The sequence below is a fragment of the Microcystis sp. T1-4 genome, from assembly GCF_000297435.1.
In the GTDB taxonomy this organism is placed as follows: domain Bacteria; phylum Cyanobacteriota; class Cyanobacteriia; order Cyanobacteriales; family Microcystaceae; genus Microcystis.
This window is the reverse complement of record NZ_CAIP01000438.1, coordinates 1-18,436: the sequence shown is the minus strand read 5'-3', so window position 1 is coordinate 18,436 and position 18,436 is coordinate 1. Positions and strand designations below refer to the sequence as shown.

General features: G+C 45.8%; 18 protein-coding genes, 1 tRNA gene and 1 pseudogene. 6 read left to right on the top strand and 14 right to left on the bottom strand.

What is annotated here, in order from left to right:
• The coding region (locus MICAI_RS21865; protein ID WP_039900710.1) for a helix-turn-helix domain-containing protein at positions 1 to 396 on the bottom strand (396 nt) is incomplete at its 3' end.
• Between the two features lie 78 nt (positions 397 to 474).
• Between MICAI_RS21865 and MICAI_RS24705 the strand changes: the two are divergent.
• Positions 475 to 681 (top strand): annotated as a pseudogene (locus MICAI_RS24705) (transposase); the annotation flags it as partial.
• Between the two features lie 168 nt (positions 682 to 849).
• On the opposite strand, the gene MICAI_RS21860 reads toward MICAI_RS24705, so the two are convergent.
• Complete coding sequence (locus MICAI_RS21860; protein WP_008207180.1) at positions 850 to 2,325, bottom strand: leucyl aminopeptidase; 1,476 nt, start codon at positions 2,323 to 2,325, stop codon at positions 850 to 852.
• A gap of 235 nt (positions 2,326 to 2,560) precedes the next feature.
• On the opposite strand from MICAI_RS21860, the gene MICAI_RS21855 reads away from it, so the two are divergent.
• The gene (locus tag MICAI_RS21855) at positions 2,561 to 2,800 is read left to right on the top strand and encodes a hypothetical protein (protein WP_002757689.1); all 240 of its coding nucleotides are present in this window, start codon (positions 2,561 to 2,563) and stop codon (positions 2,798 to 2,800) included.
• A 60-nt stretch (positions 2,801 to 2,860) separates the two neighbouring features.
• Here MICAI_RS21855 and MICAI_RS21850 read toward each other — a convergent pair whose 3' ends face one another.
• The 8 genes from MICAI_RS21850 to MICAI_RS21815 form a co-directional block, all read right to left on the bottom strand.
• On the bottom strand, positions 2,861 to 4,270 hold the full coding sequence (locus tag MICAI_RS21850; RefSeq protein ID WP_008207177.1) for an NAD(P)(+) transhydrogenase (Re/Si-specific) subunit beta: 1,410 nt from the start codon (positions 4,268 to 4,270) through the stop codon (positions 2,861 to 2,863).
• Entirely contained in the window at positions 4,267 to 4,563 is a 297-nt protein-coding gene (locus tag MICAI_RS21845; RefSeq protein ID WP_002733247.1) for an NAD(P) transhydrogenase subunit alpha, read from the bottom strand. The genes MICAI_RS21850 and MICAI_RS21845 overlap by 4 nt, the downstream gene beginning before the upstream one ends.
• A 216-nt stretch (positions 4,564 to 4,779) precedes the next feature.
• Positions 4,780 to 5,928 carry a Re/Si-specific NAD(P)(+) transhydrogenase subunit alpha gene (locus MICAI_RS21840; protein WP_008207174.1) on the bottom strand — a complete coding sequence of 383 codons (1,149 nt, stop codon included), beginning with the start codon at positions 5,926 to 5,928 and terminating at the stop codon, positions 4,780 to 4,782.
• A 356-nt stretch (positions 5,929 to 6,284) separates the two neighbouring features.
• The gene (locus tag MICAI_RS26165; protein ID WP_008207172.1) at positions 6,285 to 6,539 is read right to left on the bottom strand and encodes a hypothetical protein; all 255 of its coding nucleotides are present in this window, start codon (positions 6,537 to 6,539) and stop codon (positions 6,285 to 6,287) included.
• Between the two features lie 42 nt (positions 6,540 to 6,581).
• The gene (locus MICAI_RS24700; RefSeq protein WP_008207170.1) at positions 6,582 to 7,004 is read right to left on the bottom strand and encodes a PspA/IM30 family protein; all 423 of its coding nucleotides are present in this window, start codon (positions 7,002 to 7,004) and stop codon (positions 6,582 to 6,584) included.
• Positions 7,005 to 7,386: 382 nt separating this feature from the next.
• On the bottom strand, positions 7,387 to 8,160 hold the full coding sequence (locus tag MICAI_RS21825; protein WP_008207169.1) for a PspA/IM30 family protein: 774 nt from the start codon (positions 8,158 to 8,160) through the stop codon (positions 7,387 to 7,389).
• Between the two features lie 220 nt (positions 8,161 to 8,380).
• Positions 8,381 to 9,037, bottom strand: a complete 657-nt coding sequence (locus MICAI_RS21820; protein WP_008207167.1) for a PspA/IM30 family protein — start codon at positions 9,035 to 9,037, stop codon at positions 8,381 to 8,383.
• 22 nt (positions 9,038 to 9,059) lie between these two features.
• Positions 9,060 to 9,950 carry a hypothetical protein gene (locus tag MICAI_RS21815; RefSeq protein ID WP_008207165.1) on the bottom strand — a complete coding sequence of 297 codons (891 nt, stop codon included), beginning with the start codon at positions 9,948 to 9,950 and terminating at the stop codon, positions 9,060 to 9,062.
• Positions 9,951 to 10,167: 217 nt separating this feature from the next.
• Here MICAI_RS21815 and MICAI_RS21810 point away from each other — a divergent pair, with 217 nt between their 5' ends.
• The 3 genes from MICAI_RS21810 to MICAI_RS21800 all read left to right on the top strand — a co-directional run bounded on the left by MICAI_RS21810 (position 10,168) and on the right by MICAI_RS21800 (position 12,712).
• On the top strand, positions 10,168 to 10,716 hold the full coding sequence (locus MICAI_RS21810; protein WP_008207162.1) for a DUF721 domain-containing protein: 549 nt from the start codon (positions 10,168 to 10,170) through the stop codon (positions 10,714 to 10,716).
• A 388-nt stretch (positions 10,717 to 11,104) separates the two neighbouring features.
• Positions 11,105 to 11,380, top strand: coding sequence for a hypothetical protein (locus MICAI_RS21805; protein WP_002797302.1), 276 nt, complete (start codon positions 11,105 to 11,107; stop codon positions 11,378 to 11,380).
• Positions 11,381 to 11,713: 333 nt separating this feature from the next.
• Positions 11,714 to 12,712, top strand: coding sequence for a Gfo/Idh/MocA family protein (locus MICAI_RS21800; protein WP_008207160.1), 999 nt, complete (start codon positions 11,714 to 11,716; stop codon positions 12,710 to 12,712).
• Positions 12,713 to 12,718: 6 nt separating this feature from the next.
• Here the strand turns inward: MICAI_RS21800 and MICAI_RS21795 are convergent, their stop codons facing one another.
• Both MICAI_RS21795 and lgt read right to left on the bottom strand, forming a co-directional pair.
• On the bottom strand, positions 12,719 to 13,669 hold the full coding sequence (locus MICAI_RS21795) for a branched-chain amino acid ABC transporter permease (RefSeq protein ID WP_008207158.1): 951 nt from the start codon (positions 13,667 to 13,669) through the stop codon (positions 12,719 to 12,721).
• Between the two features lie 12 nt (positions 13,670 to 13,681).
• Positions 13,682 to 14,533: a prolipoprotein diacylglyceryl transferase gene (gene lgt, locus MICAI_RS21790; protein WP_008207155.1), complete on the bottom strand. Its 852-nt coding sequence runs from the start codon at positions 14,531 to 14,533 to the stop codon at positions 13,682 to 13,684.
• 73 nt (positions 14,534 to 14,606) lie between these two features.
• Between lgt and MICAI_RS21785 the strand changes: the two genes are divergently transcribed.
• A tRNA-Leu gene (locus MICAI_RS21785) sits at positions 14,607 to 14,689 on the top strand.
• Between the two features lie 101 nt (positions 14,690 to 14,790).
• On the opposite strand, the gene MICAI_RS21780 is transcribed toward MICAI_RS21785, so the two are convergent.
• Complete coding sequence (locus tag MICAI_RS21780; protein ID WP_008207152.1) at positions 14,791 to 15,423, bottom strand: Uma2 family endonuclease; 633 nt, start codon at positions 15,421 to 15,423, stop codon at positions 14,791 to 14,793.
• A 65-nt stretch (positions 15,424 to 15,488) separates the two neighbouring features.
• Entirely contained in the window at positions 15,489 to 18,107 is a 2,619-nt protein-coding gene (gene clpB / locus MICAI_RS21775; protein ID WP_008207150.1) for an ATP-dependent chaperone ClpB, read from the bottom strand.
• Positions 18,108 to 18,436 lie beyond the last annotated feature (329 nt).

Below are 18,436 nucleotides of genomic sequence, written 5' to 3'. Positions count from 1 at the left end.
AAAGCTTTTTGAGAGCGCAGGAAAAACAAAACTTCGCATCTTTTTCTTAAATCTAGGAAAGCCGAAGCCTTTCGATTTCATCTGGTTAAACGCCTTATCTAAAGTTTTTAAGACTTGCTGTAAAACTTGAGCGTTAACCGTCTTTAATATCGGATAAACTTTTTTAGCTTCCGTTAGATTTTTGGCTTGAACAAAGTAATTAGGATAGGGTTCATCCGCAGGAATTATGTACTCGGAAACTAGCGAACAGTGATCCGCAAGACACTTTCGAGAGTTTAACCAATCTTTCCGTTCTGAAAGAGCGTAATTATAAACGCTTTTGCAAACATCAAGAATGTGGATTATCTCCTGTTGTCTGTTTACCTTTAGTTTGTACTGGTAGGTAAGCGTTATCACTGTCGTTAGTTTCGTGATGTGATGTATAGTTAAATTATAACACTTACCGCCCAATATTTCAACTGATTACAATCATGGACCAAACTAATCGCTAACCTTAAAACAGTTAGTAGTCGCTTAATTAGACAAGAATTTCCAGATTTGGCGGCAAAGTATTTCGACAACAAACCCTATTTTTGGGCGGGAGCTTATTTCGTGGCTAGTTGTGGCGACGTTACTGTCGAACAACTAAAAAAATACGTCGAGAACCAAAACTCCCGGAAAGTGGAAACGCTACCGCGTTAGTTTCATTCTGGTCGCGATTCATCTCCCGTTAACCGCTACGCAGTTTAACGGGAGTCCTCTCGCGACCTTGAGATAGGGGTCAGGGGTGGGGCAGATTTTTCAGGGATTAGTAAACAGTAATCAGTGAAAATACTCCTCACTTAATACCGCTTACCGATCACCGATAAATTAATTATTGGCCATGACCCAATTAACTAGAGTGCGGACGGGAAAACCGGTGGCCCCGGAATTATTAACGCCATTTTCCTTATCGCACCAGACCGGACCTGCGATGTCTAGGTGCAGCCAGGGAGTATTATTAATGAATTGCTTCAAAAATAAAGCGGCTGTAATGGAACCGCCGGGGCGCGGGCCGGTGTTTTTCATATCGGCAATTTGAGACTTCATCCCCTCGAAATATTTTTCTTCTAGAGGCATTGGCCAGAATTTTTCGCCGGCTAATTTGGCGGCCTGTTGGAGTTGATCCGCGAGACTCTCATCGCTACTCCATAAACCGGCGATATCGTCCCCCAAGGCAACGACACAGGCCCCGGTTAAAGTGGCTAGATCCACGATCGCATCCACCGCTAATTTTTCCGCAAAAACCAAGCCATCGGCCAGGGTTAATCGTCCCTCGGCATCGGTGTTATTGACTTCAATAGTTTTGCCGTTAGAAGCGGTTAAAATGTCCCCGGGGTGCATAGCGCGACCACTAATCATATTTTCCGTAGCCGGACAGATAAAGTGTACTTCCACTTCTGGCCGTAATTGAGCGATCGCCTTGGCTGCGCCTAGGGTAGCGGCACCACCCCCCATATCCATTTTCATGGTTTCGATGCCACTGCCGGCCCCTTTAATATTCAAACCGCCGGAATCAAAGGTTAGACTTTTGCCAACGATTGCTAGTTTACGTTTCGGTGTTCCTTGGGGTTTATAGATTAAATGAAGGAATTTCGGGGGAATATCCGAGGCTTTGGCCACTCCTAGGAAGGCTCCCATGCCCAAGCTTTCGCATTCTTCCTGTTCCAGAATTTTGAGACTTAATCCGTATTCGGCGGCAATTTGCTCGGCGGTTTCTGCCATGGTCAGGGGGGTGACGGTGTTCGCGGGAGCATTGACTAATTCTCTGGCCAGAATCACCCCGGAACAGATTTGCTCGGCTTTGGCGATCGCAGATGTTTGCTCTCCTAAACCCAATAACTCGACGGTTTCTAATTTGGCTCCTTTTTCCTCCTTAGTGGACTTGAAGCGGGTATCCTGATGGGTGGCCAACAGCAGCCCTTCCGTGATTGCTCCGGCGGTGGCGGACTGATCACCAACTACCGGTAAACTGATGGCCAGAGCTTGGCTTTTTTGTTGTTTGGCCAGACGAGCGATGGCAGCGGCCGCTAGACGCAGGGTTTGCAGGTCGAAATCGGCAGTTTTTCCCAATCCCACCAGGATTAATTTGCGAATCGGACCACCACCACCTAGACGAGTGGCCGCACTACTGCCTAATTTTCCCTCGAATTCCGTCTCGGAGATGAGTTCCTCTAGGGTTCCCCCCAGTTTATTGTTTAATTCTGCCAATTCTCCTGCAATCTCTACGGCTCCTTCTGGTAAACCTAGGGCTAAAGTATCTCCTGTCCAAGTAAGGAGCGAGGTGTCAGTCGATCGAATATCCATTCTTTATCTCGATAATTCTTTGCAAAATGCTTCTATTAATCACTATACTGTAAGCTCTATCAGTTATCATCGATCGTCTGTTGAGGTTTAGTGGCTCCCTGTCAAGAATCAAGGTCTAGCTCTTGCTAAAATCATTGTCCCTGATTGCTGATCCTGACTGGGGATAACTGCCATGGCTTCTACTACTTAGAAAAAAATTATCAAGTTTGTATTGATCACTCAAGGAGAAATTTTTATGGAAATATCTCGCCCTAATCAAGCAGAATTAACCGCAGAAGAACAACAGGAACTAGAAAAGTTACGGGCTATTATCGAACAGGCTAGTGTTGATGGCGTGATCACTCAAGGAGAAAGGGAAAGAATCGCCCTAGCTATGAGGTCTGATGGTAAAGTGACCCTGGAAGAATTAGAGTTAGTCAGAACTTTAATTACCGAAAAAGTGAGCAAAGGGGAATTAGTTCTGGATTATCTTTAAACTCTGGAAAATCGGATAAAAAAAAAGACGGGGTGAAAACCCCGTCCTATTTGTCAAGAATTATGACAAATCCTTGACTTGTGATACTAATTGTGCTACCACATCTTGAGCGCTACCAAAGAGCATAAAGGTTTTGGGATTGTAGAATAATTCGTTTTCTACCCCGGCAAAACCCGATCGCATACTGCGCTTAATCACGATCGTGTGCTGTGCCTTATCCACGTCGAGAATTGGCATTCCATAAATGGGACTAGCTTTATCGTGACGGGCAGCGGGATTAACCACATCATTCGCCCCAATAATTAAGGCCACATCGACGCGCTCAAACTCAGGATTAATATCATCCATGTCGTAGAGTTGCGGATAGGGAACATTAGCTTCGGCCAATAATACATTCATGTGGCCGGGCATTCTTCCCGCCACGGGGTGAATAGCATATTTAACCTCAACGCCATTTTTTTCCAACTGTTCAGCCAATTCTCGCACCGCGTGTTGTGCTTGGGCCACCGCCATGCCGTAACCGGGTACAATCACCACAGAACGCGCATAACCGAGCATCATTGCCCCTTCTTCTGAATCGATCGCATGAACCGATTTATCAAGGCTAGAAGTGGCGCTCGCTTCGCCTCCGGCACTAGCACCTGTACCAAATGCTCCAAATAGTACACTAGCCAGCGATCGATTCATGGCTTTACACATGATCTGAGTCAGGATAATCCCCGACGCACCCACCAAAGCACCGGCGATGATCAGCATACTATTCATCAGGATAAAACCGACCACGCTGGCGGCAAGTCCCGAAAAAGAGTTTAAGAGGGAGATAACCACCGGCATATCGCCGCCGCCGATGGGAAGCACGAATAAAGCCCCGAAAATTAGGGAAAGTGCCACCAAGGTCAGGAAAACATCGATCGAGGTGGGATCAAAAAAGAGATAGACACTACCCCCTAAAAAGGTGAGTAGCAAGAGAATGTTAAAGGGTTGTTGGAAAGGAAAAGTTACGGGCGCGCCACTGATTAATTCCTGTAATTTGGCAAAAGCGAGGACACTGCCGGTAAAAGTGACACCGCCGATCAATATACCCAAAATAGCGATCAGTATCGAGTCAAAGGCAATATTTTCACCACTTTGCAGTAAACGCCAGTATTCGCCCATGGCAATTAAAGCACTGGCAGCACCGCCTAAACCGTTAAAAATCGCCACCATTTGGGGCATAGCCGTCATCGGGACTTTTTGCGCCGAAACCAGGCCGATAATTGAGCCAATCACCAACGCCACGGCGATTAAACCATAGCTGAGGATTTCTTGATTGATTAAGGTGGCAATAACGGCGATTAGCATCCCGATGGCGGCCAGAAAATTGCCTTGACGGGCGGTAGCGGGGGAAGATAATTGTTTAAGACCGATGATAAATAAAATGGCGGCGAGTAGATAGGATAACTCGATCCCTGTGATCAGGGCATTATTCATGATTTAGCCTCTTTTTTCTTGAACATTTGCAGCATTCGATCGGTAACGACAAAACCACCGACCACGTTAACCATCGCCAAAATAACGGCAATTAACCCTAAAATTACGGTTAATTCGTGCCAATCCGTGCCTCCGGCGATGAGGAGCGCACCGACAACGGCGATACCTGAAATTGCATTCGCTCCCGACATCAGGGGTGTATGGAGAGTGGGAGGAACTTTATTGATCACCTCGAAACCGACAAAGGAAGCGAGGACAAATACCACTAAAGCGGTTAAAAGTTGGGCAGTCATTGGTTAATTAAAAAGGGGATAGGGGTTGGGGATTGGGAAGTGGGGGATTGGGGGGGATGGGGGGATGGGGGGATGGGGAAGTGGGGGATTGGGGAATTATGAATTATGAATTATGAATTATGAATTATGAAGTGGGAAGTGGGGAGAACAAAGCTGCCTTCTGACTCCTGACTCCTAACTCCTAACTCCTGACTCCTGCCTCCTGAATCCTGATAGCTAAAAAGCGGATAACTGTTCACTGAGGGCGGATTTAATGCGTTGGTTGCGGATTTCGCCAGCGTGGGTGACACAGGCACTATCAATGATGTCATCGGCAAAATCGAGGTTTAAACTGCCCTCTTTGCTGACTAGAAGCTGTAGCAGCATTTGCAGGTTTTTGGCGTACATCTGGCTGGCATTGGTGGCCACTGTGGCAGGAAGATTAACGGCTCCGACGATTTTTACCCCATTTTCGATGATTTCTCGTCCCGGTTGGGTGTAGGCGCAATTTCCGCCCTGTTCCGCCGCTAAATCAACGATTACCGACCCCGCTTTCATGGTGGCGATCATTTCTTTGGTGACTAGCAGCGGGGCCTGTTTCCCCGGTACTTGGGCGGTGGTGATCACCACATCAGCCCGCTTAATTGGTTCCGTTAGGGCTTGACAAATGCGCTCCTGTGTGCTAAGAGAAACCTCTTTGGCATAACCGTTATCGGCGACGGTATCTTCTTCTAGGGGCATTTCAATAAATTTCGCCCCGACACTCTGCACTTCTTCTTTGACTTGGGGACGAATATCAAAAGCCTCCACCACTGCCCCCAAACGGCGGGCGGTAGCGCAAGCTTGCAATCCAGCGACTCCTGCCCCCAATACCAGCACTTTGGCGGGGGCGATCGTACCGGCGGCGGTAGTCATCATCGGGAACATTTTCGGCAGCTCAACGGCGGCGAGGAGTACCGCTTTGTAACCGGCGAGGTTAGCCTGAGAGGAGAGGGCATCCATACTCTGGGCGCGACTACTGCGGGGAATTAATTCCATGCTCAAAGCTGTAATCCCGCGCTCGGCTAATTTGGCAATGCGCCGGGGTTGACGCAGGGGATCGAGAAAGCCGATGAGGATACCGCCACCTTTCAGGCGATCGATCTCGCTATCGCTAGGAGGGACGACTTTGAGAATAATATCGGCAGTTTCATAGATATATTCGCTGTTTTCGCTCAGGGCGGATCCCACGGCACTATAGGCACTATCGGCAAAGTTAGCGCTAATTCCCGCCCCATTTTGGACCATTACCTCAAATCCCGCCTTGACTAAACGGGCGACGGTATCCGGCACTAGCGCCACCCGCGCCTCGCCTTGGTCACTTTCTTTGATTACGCCGATTTTCATGGCTGGGTTTCTCCTTAATAAGTCCTTCTCTTGTCTTATGCTGTTGGGGTAAGGGTTTCGTTAAATGCGATCGATCCCTTGGGATAATTTCGAGTCAAAATTGCTTTTCACTTCCATCCTAGCTATCCTCACCTTTCTGGCTCTTTTTCGGGCTGAATCTTAGGATTATCTTCAGAATTAAAGGGTTTTGAGCGGCATTGTTTGGGAATTTTTTTTATAATGATGAGGTACAAAGTTTTCGTTCTGGGAAACGCCAAAACGGTTAACATTAGCTAGTCTTCGGTCTTAGATACCAGATTAGGCTATACTTCATATTGATGAGAAGGGCTGCAATACGTCTCGACAATCTCAAAGTTTTACAGTTCTTTTAACTTCGATCGCAATTCCTCTATTTCTGCATCTACTGCTGAATCCTTGAGGGTGGGTGGATGGGCAGTTTTACCCAGTAACATTTGTGCTTTTAGCAGTGCTAATTCATCATCCACATCGCTACTCGCTTCTAGTCCAACGAATACCCGTTCGGCTCTCCCAGGTTTGGTGGGTAAAATGTATTCTAAGATACAGTCTTGGGGCAGTGAGTGGAACGAACCACAGAGACACAAAGGACACAAAGATCGATCGATCCTATGTAAGTTAAACTTATCACACAGAATCTAGAAGAACCCCCGTTCCATGTCGCTAGGACTCAATTCACCAATCGCTTGACTACTGGCTTCTGACTGCATAAATTTTGCTTCCATGCGCTCAAAAGCTGAAGGGTAAATAGTATCTATACTGCCGATACTTTTTTCGTTAATCTTTCTTTCTAAAATCGGCAATTTTTCTTTCAGTTTATCAACTTGGATATTCAGTTTTTCCAGTTGATTTTTAATAATATTTGCGGTATTAATGTGATGTTTTTTCTTTATATTAGCTTCTTGTGCCAGAGACTCATCACCTTTATCTAGGGCGAGTTTAACTCTTTCTTGCCATTTTAAAACCTCAGCTTGTGCCTGGTTGTACTGTTGTTCGGCTCTTTTTTGTAAGGCAATTACTTCGATAATTGAGGAACGTAAATTAGATAAATCATCCCGCATAATAGTGATGGTTAATTATGAGTAGCAATTAAGAAGATGTTAAGTATTTAAATTGCTTGTTGAGATGAGCCAAGAGGCAACACCCCCCCTTGCCCCTAGGGTTAATTCATAGTAGGGTTAATTCATGTTAGGGTTGATTCATGTTAGGGTTAATTCATGTTAGGGTTAATTCATAGTAGGGTTAATTCATAGTAGGGTTGATTCATAGTAGGGTTGATTCATAGTAGGGTTGATTCATGAATCAACCCTACCCCGACGTCGGAGGAGAGAACTAATCTAAGGATAGGCGGTTAAAATGCGTTTTAGCTTATTCCCTATCTCAACAACAAAATTAATAAATAGAGACGTACCGTAGATAGTACGTCTCGACGCTCTCAAAGTTTTACAGTTCTTTCAACTTCGATCGCAATTCCTCTAATTCTGCATCCACTACCGAATCCCTGACGGTGGTTGCTTGGGGTAAAGTGGGTTGACTAGAAGTTGTACCGGGTAATGCTCCCCCGGACATTTGTGCTTTTAGCATTGCTAATTCATCATCCACATCGCTGCCCGATTCTAGGGCAGCGAATTGACGTTCCATGTCGCTAGGACCCAATTCAGCGAGCGCTTGACTACTGGCTTCTAACTGCATAACTTTTTCTTCCATGCGCTCAAAAGCATCCACGGAACTACTGGTATTGATACTGCCAAGGGTTTTCTGGATTTGTTCGTTAGCTTTTGCGGCTCTGGAGCGAGCTACCAACATATTTTTCTTGGTTTTTGCCTCAGAAATCTTACTTTCGAGCGCAATCAAGTTTTTTCTCAGACTATCTACCTGTACCGTTTGCTGATCCAGTTGATTTTTGAGAATGGCGGCGGTTTCTGTTAGATCTTTCTTGCGTTTAAGAGCTTCCCTGGCGAGGTTTTCATCCCCTTTAGAAAGGGCTAATTTGGCTCTTTGTTCCCATTTATTGGCTTCTGACTGGTCTTTGCTGTATTTTTGTTCCGTTTGTCGCTGTTCTGCGATCGCTCTAGCAACCGCTTGACGTACCTGTACTAGATCCTCTTGCATATCACTGACAGCTTGCTCCAGCATTTTTTCTGGATCTTCAGCCTTGCTCACCATATCATTGAGGTTAGCTCGGACAACTCGGCTAAGGCGATCAAATAAACCCATGACGCTCTTGTTCCTCTCAGTGTGTACTAAATCAGTTAACTGTTCTTAAAATTTCCCATCTTGCCTAACGGCTTATTATCCAATATAAACCACGAGAGCTAGGATAGGGGATAGGAGTTAGGAGTCAACAGTCAAGAGTAAGGAGACAGGAGACAGCTTTTTTCTCCCCACACCCTACACCCCACTTCATAATTCATAATTCATAATTTATAATTCCCTATCACCCATCCAAGTTTTCTTGTTTTAACTTGAGTAATTCCGCTTCAATTTGTTTTTGTCCCTCTAAATCTTGGAATTGTCGCTCTAAGGGGTCTTTATACTGGATTAAATCGGCTTGGGATTCGGCTTCTAGGACTTTTGCTTCTAATTTCTCAAAAATAGTCCCCATCTGACCGCTGTTCAAACTGCCCATAATTTCTTGAGCTTTTTGACTGGCGCTCGCTGATCGCAATCTGGCCACATAAAGGCTTTTCTGTGCTTTCATCTCAGCATATTTGCGTTCAATTGTCAAGAGTTCTTTCTTTAATTTTTGTATAATAGCCGTTTGTTGTTGCAGGGAGGTTTGTAGGGGGGCGATCTGACTCTGATAGGTTTGCCATTGGCTGAGAGCTTGGCGGGCGAGTTCTTCGTTACCGTGATCTAGGGCTAATTGGGCGCGTTCGTGCCAAGTTTGAGCGGCTTTTTCCTGTTGTTGTCTTTGGCGCTCGGTACGTTTCTGGGTAGCGACGGCTGCCGCCAGGGCTTGTCGCATTTGCATCAATTCCCCTTCCATGGCCAAGATGGCCTTTTCCAGCAGTTTTTCTGGATCTTGGTTTTCCTGAATCAGACTATTGACTTGGGCGCGAATTGCTTGGCCCATGCGATCTAACAAACCCATTGCCGTCCTCCCGATACCAACCCTAGTAGTTTACCGAAGTGCCGCTCCTATCAATAATGATAGAACTAGGGACGGGGGACTGGGAGGGATTGACTGTTTCTGAAGGTGGCGGACTGCTGGGAGAAGGGGCCACTTGTAATTCTGGCGGTAACTGTTTCATCAACTCGGCCGCATCCTGTCGGTTTTGATCGGCCAAGCGACGGGCTTTTTCCCGTTGAAAAAAGGGTAAATTAGCGGGTGATTCTTCTCTTTGACGCAATTCCTCTAACATTCGTTCGTTAATGACCGCCGGAGAGGGGGCGGGGGTGACTTTGGTCGGTGGTGGTGGTGGTGCGGAAACTAGGGAAGATACGGGCGGGGTAGCGGGGGAAGAGGGGGCGACGGGTAAAGATTGCTTGATCTTACTGACGGGTAATTGATGGGCGGGCATGAGGGACGGTGGCGGATTCGGGGGTAAGAGGGCGTTAGTCAGATTGATAGCGGTGGGGGGAGGCTGAACCACCGGTGGGGCGGGAATGTTAGCGATCGGACTGGTTTTAAGGGGAGGAGCGGGAATATTAGCGATCGGACTGGTTTGAGGGGTTTTCTGTACTGGACGAGCGATCGCTATCAATCGATCGAGGTGGCGGGAGTTATTTTGGTGCTGCTCCCGGGGGGAATTCTCAGCTTTCCTCGGGGTGGGGGTGGTGCTGGTTAACCATTGATTGAGAGAGAGGAGACTATTAGCCATTAAAAAGATCACCATTGCCCGGATACCCCAAGGGGTAAAAAAGATATCTTTAGCTTGGGGATAGACATTGATGACAGAAGCTTCTAGGTATTCTGGTTTCTGAGCGGGATCGATGGCTGAACTGGGTTGATGGACGATCGAGAGAGGCAAATCTTGGCGGGATGGGGGTCGATCGGATTTCATGACGGTATTATAGGGTTATGCTGAAAAGTTAAGTAGGTAGGCGTTAAAAATTATCAGAAACCCCCCTTATCAAGGGGGGACTAAGGGGGGATCGGCACCCCCCTTATCAAGGGGGGCAGGGGGGATCGAATCTAAAATCCATTTTTAATTTAATTATAACCAGCTACTTAGGGGTTTTTTCGTCCTAGTCTAACGTGGTACTCTCTAGATTTTCCAGATGTCTTTACATTCTCTTGACAAAATTTTGGCGGCTATTACTCAACAGGCGGGTTGGGAAGAATATTGCCACTACGAGCAAGTGCTGCAATTATGGCCAAAAATTATTAATCCCCGTCTGCTGGAGCAAACCCGGCCTTTTTCCCTGAGTCGCGGGGTTTTATCGGTGGCTACCAGTAGCGCCGCTTTAGCACAGGAATTGTCCTTACAACGCTATAGCTTATTAAAACGGCTTAATAGTCAGTTAGAGACTTCCCTGAGCGATATGCGCTTTTCTGCTGCCCGTTGGCAGCAGGATAGTAAGTTAATTCCCCCAGAAGCGATCGCACCTAATTCCCTCAGAGATCATCCTAGTTATGTCACCCCGGAAAAACCGCCAGAAAATCCCCGGCAACTGGACGGTTTAGAGAGTTGGAGCCAGAAAATAGTTCACAGAACCCGATCCTGGCCGATTTGTCCTCGTTGTCAGTCTCCCACTCCCTCCGGAGAGCTTGAGCGTTGGCAATGTTGTGCTTTTTGTTTTGCCCAGTCCGCTGGGGTAAAAGATTAATTTTTTTTATAGTCTTGTGGAAAGAGTGCTTTTGAGTCGGGAATCAATTGGCCGATCTTTTCTGTCTTAATTGAACCTGTATTCATCAATTCTATTCGGCTAAGGCTTGATCCCCGGTTTGTTATCGGCGATACTAGAGCCGATAACCGCGGCCACAACTGAGTTAAACTCCTCTGTTTTGAGACAGTGCTGCTTTTTGCAAAGTAACTATTAAAAGATTCTAAAAACAAAATTTTTTTTGGGGATCACTAAAAACTATATGGCATAACAGTTCTAGCTATGGTAGTCAGGAAAATAGCCTTGGCACGGGGTAGGACAATATTACACAGAGCAAAAAGAGAGTCATCCTTTGAGTTCCTTATAATCATCTTCCTTTTAAAGCCCACCCATGCAAGCAGCAAACTTTCTTACTTCTTCCTGTCGATACTGCCGATACTATCAAACCCAAGGTCGGCGCGGTGGCACTTGTCAACAACTAGATGTTCCCGTCGAAGCTCATTGGAAAGCCTGCGCTCTAGCGATGCCTCCTTTTAGCACTGAATGGCAACAACTCAATCGGGTGGTTAGTTTAGAACAGTCTCTAGAATTAACCTGTACGGTGTCGCCCACTCCCGTGGTGGTTTCCCCTCGTCGTCATGCTCCCCGACAACCGACGGCAGTTTAGAAGATCTGAGGCCTAAACAGGAGCAAAAAATTGGCGTTGTCCATTCAAAATCTGAATTCACCCCCCCCACATCTTTTATGGCGCTATTTTTGAGATAATAGATGAGTTGATTGCAAAGATAAAGCTAGGAAAGGCAGAATTCAGTAGAAAGTATTCAGGAGAGAGTATTCAGGAGTTGAGAGTTGGGGTTTTAGGGAGTTGGGGTTTTAGGGTTTTGGGGTTTTAGTTGAAATTCCCCTATCTCCCCACACCCCTATCTCCCCACACCCCTATCTCCCCACAGCCCACACCCTGCACCCCACACCCCACTTCCCGATAATTAATGTCGCCAGAATGCCCCTGATGACTTCTCATCGTCCCTTAAAAATTGGTATAGTTGGCACAGGGTTCGCCGCTCAACGTCGTGCTGAAAGCTTGCAAGCCGACGATCGCACCGAGCTTCTGTATTTTAGCGGTAATAGTCCCGAATCGATCGCTAATTTCTCGCAAAAATACCAAATTTCTGCCCTAGATTCGGCAGTAAGCCTGGCCAGCCATCCCGATCTCGATCTGATTGTCATTGCCAACGTTAATCAGTCCCATGCTTTGATTGCGCGTACGGCCTTAAAATCTGGTAAGCACGTTATCGTCGAGTATCCTCTGGCTTTCCACCCAGCGGCAGCAGCAGAATTAATCACCCTAGCCGAAACCGAGAACAAATTACTGCACGTCGAACATATCGAACTTTTGGGGGGACTGCATCAAACCCAACAGCAATATTTAGCCAGCCTCGGTAATATCCACCTAGCCCGTTATACCACGATCGTCCCAGGCAGACCAGCACCCCAGCGCTGGACATTTCATCGGGATTTATTCGGTTTTCCTTTGATTGCAGCCCTTTCTCGTATCCATCGCTTTACTAATTTATTTGGGGAAGTGGAGTCCGTATCCTGTCATTGTCGTTATTGGAATGGTTCGGAATCCGATTATTTTCTTGCCTGTTTGTGTGAGGCGCAGTTATTATTTAAAAATGGCTTAATTGCCGAAGTTACCTACGGTAAAGGCCAAGTTTTTTGGCAAAATGAGCGAACTTTCACTATTCATGGTGAGGGGGGCAGCTTAATTTTTGAAGGGGAAAAAGGGCAGTTAATTAATAGTCAAGGTAGCCAAGCTTTAGAAGCGGAAACCCGTCGCGGTCTTTTTGCCAAAGATACCGCCATGGTGCTAGATTATCTGTTTGATCGGGTTCCTCTCTATGTTACTCCCCAAGCCAGTCTTTATGCCCTAGAAGTGGCCTATGCTGCCTATCAATCTTCCTTGTCGGGAAAAACAGTTTTTCTCCGGGCCAATTAAACTTACTTAGACTTTTTCAATTAACTTTCTGCCTAGTAAACCCTGGGGACGAACTAACAACATAATAAAGAGAATAGCAAAAGCGATCGCCTCTCGATAACCGGAATATTCTGCGGGAACAAAAGCTTCGGCAATACCCAATAATAAACCACCGATGACCGCTCCGGGGATACTTCCCAATCCCCCTAAAACAATCACTCCTAAACCTTTTAATCCGAAAGCAATACCGAAATAGGGGCCAGCGATACTAACACTAGAGCCGACTAAAGTTCCTGCTAAACCTGCCAAGGCACCACTAATAAAAAAAGTAATCACGATAAATTTTTCGGGATTGATCCCCAACAAACTGGCCGTGGTGACATCTTCCGCTACCGCTTGTAAAGCTTTGCCCATTTTGGTAAAATTAACCCAATAAGTTAGTAAAGCCACCATAACTGCTGAAACCAGAAAAATAATAATCTGAATTGTGCGAATTGCCACGGGCCGATCATCTGTACCGAAATTAATTGCGGGGGGAAGATTGCCATAGATACCATCGGGAAAAGTATAAATTTCTGCCCCGACTAAGTATTGAATAACATTGACAATCACCACCGCTGCTCCTAGGCTAGAAACCAAAGTTAAGAGGGAATCGGAACCCCGTACCCGGAGGGGTTTAAAGGCCAATCTTTCCAGAAGAACCGAGGTGAAACCTGAAAGGATACAGCCTAGCAAGAGTGCTAAAAAAAAGGGTAAGGAAAAGGGTAATTTGGCATTAGCCAATAAACCATTAAAACCGAAAACTCCCCCCGCTAGAGCATAGGTAAAATAGGCTCCGAGGGTAAAAATTGCGCCATGGGCAAAATTGATAATCCCTAAAATGGAAAAAATCAAAGTGTAACCGAGGGCAAAAATAGCATAGACACTACCGATAGATAAACCGTTTAAAACCTGTTGAAAAATTGTTACTAGATCCATGGTCAGGGTTAGCTAGGGTAACTTTTGATTATAACTGACGGTCGCCACCACATCCGGTAAAGGACGCTGGAGTTTATATAACCAGAATAAACCGAAAAGACCGACAGCGATCGCTGCTAAACTAATTATTTGTGCCATTTTCAGAGGACCAAACATTAAACTATCGGTGCGTAGTCCCTCGATCCAGAATCTACCTAGACTGTAGGCGATAAAATAGACTAGGGTAAGGGTGCCAATTTTTAATTTGCTAGGGTGTTTTAAACCCCAGAAAAATAGATAGATAAGTAGGGCAAAAACTCCCAGATTCCAGATAGATTCGTAGAGAAAGGTAGGGTGAAAATAATCGACGGTGATATATTCTAAAGGACGACTAGCCGGAGGAATAAACAACCGCCAGGGTAAATTAGTCGGACTGCCAAAAGCTTCCGAATTAAAAAAGTTACCCCAACGTCCGATCGCTTGACCGAGAATGACGGAAGGGGCCACCAGATCGAGTAATTGCCAAAGAGAAACCCGATTAATGCGAGCAAAGATTAGGGCCGCCAGCAAACCCCCGATAATTGCCCCGTGAATAGCGATACCTCCCTTCCAAATGGCGATAATATCAGCAGGATTTTGCGCGTATTCTTGCCACTGAAACAGAACATAGTACAGACGGGCTGCAGGTATGGCCCCCACTACTAACCAAATGGCCAAATCAGCGATTAAATCGGGATTGATCGCTCTTTTTTGGGCGAGGTACTGGGAGAGGGTGACACCCAATAATACCGCCATAGCGATGAGAAATCCATACCAGCGCACCGAAATCGGTCCGATCTCCCAGAAGACGGGGCCGGGAGACTGAAAGACAAAACCTAAGAGCATAAAATTATTAAGAATAAAAAATTTTATCTTTCCTATAGTATCTTATGCTATGATGGAATAAGCTGACATATTTGCGGATGTGGCGGAATTGGTAGACGCGCTAGATTTAGGTTCTAGTATCTTTTCGATGTGTGGGTTCGAGTCCCTCCATCCGCATTAACCTTCGGGTCGATGAAGTGTAACCTGATTTGGTATTGACGACCGACGACCCAAAAGGGAAACTTGTTAATTTCCCTTTTTGAGCCTCCGGTTCAGATTTATTTTTTCAACTGACTTCTTACCCAATTCCGAAATGCTTTTACTAACTCTAGGTAATCTGTCTGGCCAGCTTGTTGTAAAAATATAGCAATTTCTAAGATGGGTAAATTAGGAAAAAATCGACTGGTTGGGGAGGTGATATAAGTGCCATTTTGTAATTGTTGGATAACCAGAGATTCCCCATTATAAACCCAAACCTCTGCCACGCCTAGATCTGCATAAACCTGAAGGCTATTTTGAGAACTGCTGGTGACATCAATTTCTATGACTAAATCCGGTGCTGGGTCTTCATTTAAGTCCAGTCGCTTTTTCCCCCGAACCGCCTCAATATTATCAATGTAAAAGCATTCATCTGGTTCTGCACCGCTTAATTGAGGGCGTTTAAAGGTGGTTGACCCCAAGGGTTCTATCCGAATCCGGAGTTCTTCAGCCATTGTCTCAACAAATCGCCCCGCCACTTTCTTGAATCTTTCGTGTCCGGTCGAAGGAGCCATGATTTCTAAATTGCCACGATTGTAGGTCAGCCGGAGACGGCGATCGCTCATTTCTGCGAGCAGCGTTTCGTAGGTTTTCCAGCTAATCCCGGACAGGTGAATTATTTCAGCCGGTGGTGCGAGCAGTGTTAAAGTCATAGATTCAAGCAAAAATCCCCTGCTTCCATAATAATCAAAGGGTGAGCATTGCCCACCCTTGCGAATTAAGCAGTTACTACCGGGGAAGCTAACCGTTTAAAGGTCAATCTTTCATCGGCCACATCGACAAAAATCGTGTCTCCCGCTTTAAATTCGCCGCGCAGAATTGCCTTAGCGATCGGAGTTTCCACATATCTTTGTACTGCTCGTTTTAGGGGTCGCGCACCGTACACTGGATCGTAACCAATTTCTGCTAGATAATCGAGGGCAATATCGGCAAATTTCAGGGCTAATTTTTGTTCCATCAAGCGGTCGCTGAGATTACCGATCTGTAGTTTGACAATCGAGCGCAGTTGTGCTTTTTGTAAACTATGGAAAATGATCGTTTCATCGATACGATTGAGGAATTCGGGACGGAAACTATTCCGCATTGCTTCCATCACCCGGGCCTGCATTTCCTCATAACGAGACTCATCACCGGCCACGTCTAAAATGTATTGAGAACCGATATTACTGGTCATAATAATGATGGTATTTTTGAAATCAACCAGATGACCTTGAGAGTCGGTTAAGCGCCCATCGTCAAGGATTTGTAACATAACGTTAAAAACGTCGGGATGGGCTTTTTCAATCTCATCAAAGAGGATGACAGAGTAGGGACGACGCCGGATTGCCTCGGTTAATTGTCCTCCTTCATCGTAGCCGACGTATCCCGGAGGCGCACCCATGAGACGGGAAACGCTGTGTTTTTCCATGTATTCCGACATATCGATGCGAACTAGAGCCTCTTCGGTGTCAAAGAGATTGCGAGCTAAAGCTTTCGCCAATTCTGTCTTACCAACACCCGTCGGACCGAGGAAAATAAAGCTGGCCGTGGGACGGTGGGGGTCCGATAAACCGGCGCGGGAACGTTGAATCGCTTCGGCTACGGCTGTGACCGCTTCCTCTTGACCGATGACACTTTCGTGTAATTCCTCTTCCAGATTGAGGAGTTTTTCTTTTTCCGATTCGATTAATTTATTGAGAGGAATTCCCGTCCATTTCGAGATAATTTCGGCGATATCCGATTCGAGAACTTCTTCTCTTAATAAACTTTTGCCGGTGGTTTGTTTGTCGGCCAATTGAGTTTCTAGGGCGGACATTTGCCGCTGCAGATCGGTTAATTTTCCGAACTTTAATTCCGCAGCCCGATTATAATCATAATCGCGTTCGGCCTGTTGAATTTCCAGATTAACTTGTTCGATCGCTTCTTTAACCCCACGAACTTTATCGATAATCTCTTTTTCCCCTTGCCATTGGGCATTTAATCCCGATTGTTCTTCCTTGAGGTTAGCCAGTTCTTTTTCTAACTTTTCTAACCGTTCTCGCGAAGCTGGATCGTATTCCCGTTGTAGGGAAAGTTTTTCCATTTCTAACTGGAGAATTTTGCGATCAATTTCATCGAGTTCTTCTGGTTTAGAGGTGATTTCCATCTTCAATTTAGCCGCCGCTTCATCAACTAAATCAATGGCCTTATCGGGCAAAAAGCGATCACTAATATAACGATTAGAAAGCAGTGCCGCCGCCACTAAAGCATTATCGGCAATTTTCACCCCATGATGCACCTCATAACGTTCTTTGAGACCGCGAAGAATCGAAATAGTATCGACCACATTTGGTTCATCCACTAAAACCTCTTGAAAACGTCTTTCTAGCGCCGCATCTTTTTCGATATATTTGCGGTATTCATCGAGGGTAGTGGCCCCAATACAACGTAATTCACCCCGGGCTAACATTGGTTTTAATAAATTGCCCGCATCCATTGCCCCTTGAGTGGCTCCCGCACCGACAACGGTATGAATTTCATCAATAAACATGATGATATTGCCTTGAGAATCGGTGACTTCCTTGAGGACAGCTTTTAATCTTTCCTCAAATTCCCCGCGATATTTTGCTCCCGCAATTAAGCCACCCAAATCGAGAGAAATGAGAGTCCGATCTAACAGAGATTCTGGCACATCACGGTTAATAATCCGCTGGGCTAATCCTTCGACAATGGCAGTTTTTCCTACTCCCGGTTCCCCGATTAAAACCGGGTTATTTTTAGTCCGACGCGAGAGAATCTGAATGGTGCGACGGATTTCGTCATCCCGTCCAATTACGGGGTCTAATTTACCTTCCCGTGCCAATTGGGTCAGATCCCGTCCGTATTTTTCTAGGGCCTCGTATTTGCCTTCTGGATTCTGATCGGTCACTTTTTGACTACCTCTGACTTGTTGAATAATTTCTTTGAGTTTGTTTTCGGTAAGTCCGAATTCTTGAAAAATATTTTTACCGAAGCGATCATCTTTAGCGTAACCTAAAATTAAATGCTCGATCGAGATAAAGTCATCTCCAAATTCTCGGCGATAATTTTCCGCTCGATCGAGTAAACTATCTAAACTACGACCTAAATAAATCGAGTCGCCGGGGTTAGAGATTTTCGGTTGACGACGGATAAAGTCATCGGTTCGATCCCGCAAACGGGCTAGACTAATATTCGCTTTACTAAAGACACTGCCCGCTAATCCCTCCTGTTCGAGAAGGGCTTTCATTAGATGTTCGCTTTCGATTTGTTGCTGGCTGTGCTGTTTGGCAATGTCCGGCGTTTTGACGATTGCCTCCCAAGCTTTTTCTGTAAATTGTTGTGGATTGGTTGGCTGCATTTTCTATAAGAGATTACTTTTATACCCTAAAGATTATTCTAGATTGACCGGTTTGTCGGCTCCTAGGGGCTTACCGTACCTAGTTAAGGGGGATTTCCCCTCAATGGTGCGATTTAAGCCGCTAAAGTTTATAAGCTGTCAGGGATTTAAACTGCTTCTGGGAAATTTTAGTACAATTGTTCAAGCTCTCAACCAAGCTAAAATCTTAATTATTAAAGATGTCCAGTGATTACTGATTACTGTTCACTGTTTACAAGGGCCGAATCTAAAACCTAAGTAGGGAGGCACAATTATTTGTAGGATGGGTTAGCGGTAGCGTAACCGATGCA

Coding starts and splice junctions, on each gene's coding strand:
- MICAI_RS21860 (WP_008207180.1), bottom strand. CDS start 2,325: ATGGATATTCGATCGACTGACACCTCGCTCCTTACTTGGACAGGAGAT.
- MICAI_RS21855 (WP_002757689.1), top strand. CDS start 2,561: ATGGAAATATCTCGCCCTAATCAAGCAGAATTAACCGCAGAAGAACAA.
- MICAI_RS21850 (WP_008207177.1), bottom strand. CDS start 4,270: ATGAATAATGCCCTGATCACAGGGATCGAGTTATCCTATCTACTCGCC.
- MICAI_RS21845 (WP_002733247.1), bottom strand. CDS start 4,563: ATGACTGCCCAACTTTTAACCGCTTTAGTGGTATTTGTCCTCGCTTCC.
- MICAI_RS21840 (WP_008207174.1), bottom strand. CDS start 5,928: ATGAAAATCGGCGTAATCAAAGAAAGTGACCAAGGCGAGGCGCGGGTG.
- MICAI_RS24700 (WP_008207170.1), bottom strand. CDS start 7,004: ATGCGGGATGATTTATCTAATTTACGTTCCTCAATTATCGAAGTAATT.
- MICAI_RS21825 (WP_008207169.1), bottom strand. CDS start 8,160: ATGGGTTTATTTGATCGCCTTAGCCGAGTTGTCCGAGCTAACCTCAAT.
- MICAI_RS21820 (WP_008207167.1), bottom strand. CDS start 9,037: ATGGGTTTGTTAGATCGCATGGGCCAAGCAATTCGCGCCCAAGTCAAT.
- MICAI_RS21815 (WP_008207165.1), bottom strand. CDS start 9,950: ATGAAATCCGATCGACCCCCATCCCGCCAAGATTTGCCTCTCTCGATC.
- MICAI_RS21810 (WP_008207162.1), top strand. CDS start 10,168: ATGTCTTTACATTCTCTTGACAAAATTTTGGCGGCTATTACTCAACAG.
- MICAI_RS21805 (WP_002797302.1), top strand. CDS start 11,105: ATGCAAGCAGCAAACTTTCTTACTTCTTCCTGTCGATACTGCCGATAC.
- MICAI_RS21800 (WP_008207160.1), top strand. CDS start 11,714: ATGCCCCTGATGACTTCTCATCGTCCCTTAAAAATTGGTATAGTTGGC.
- MICAI_RS21795 (WP_008207158.1), bottom strand. CDS start 13,669: ATGGATCTAGTAACAATTTTTCAACAGGTTTTAAACGGTTTATCTATC.
- lgt (WP_008207155.1), bottom strand. CDS start 14,533: ATGCTCTTAGGTTTTGTCTTTCAGTCTCCCGGCCCCGTCTTCTGGGAG.
- MICAI_RS21780 (WP_008207152.1), bottom strand. CDS start 15,423: ATGACTTTAACACTGCTCGCACCACCGGCTGAAATAATTCACCTGTCC.
- clpB (WP_008207150.1), bottom strand. CDS start 18,107: ATGCAGCCAACCAATCCACAACAATTTACAGAAAAAGCTTGGGAGGCA.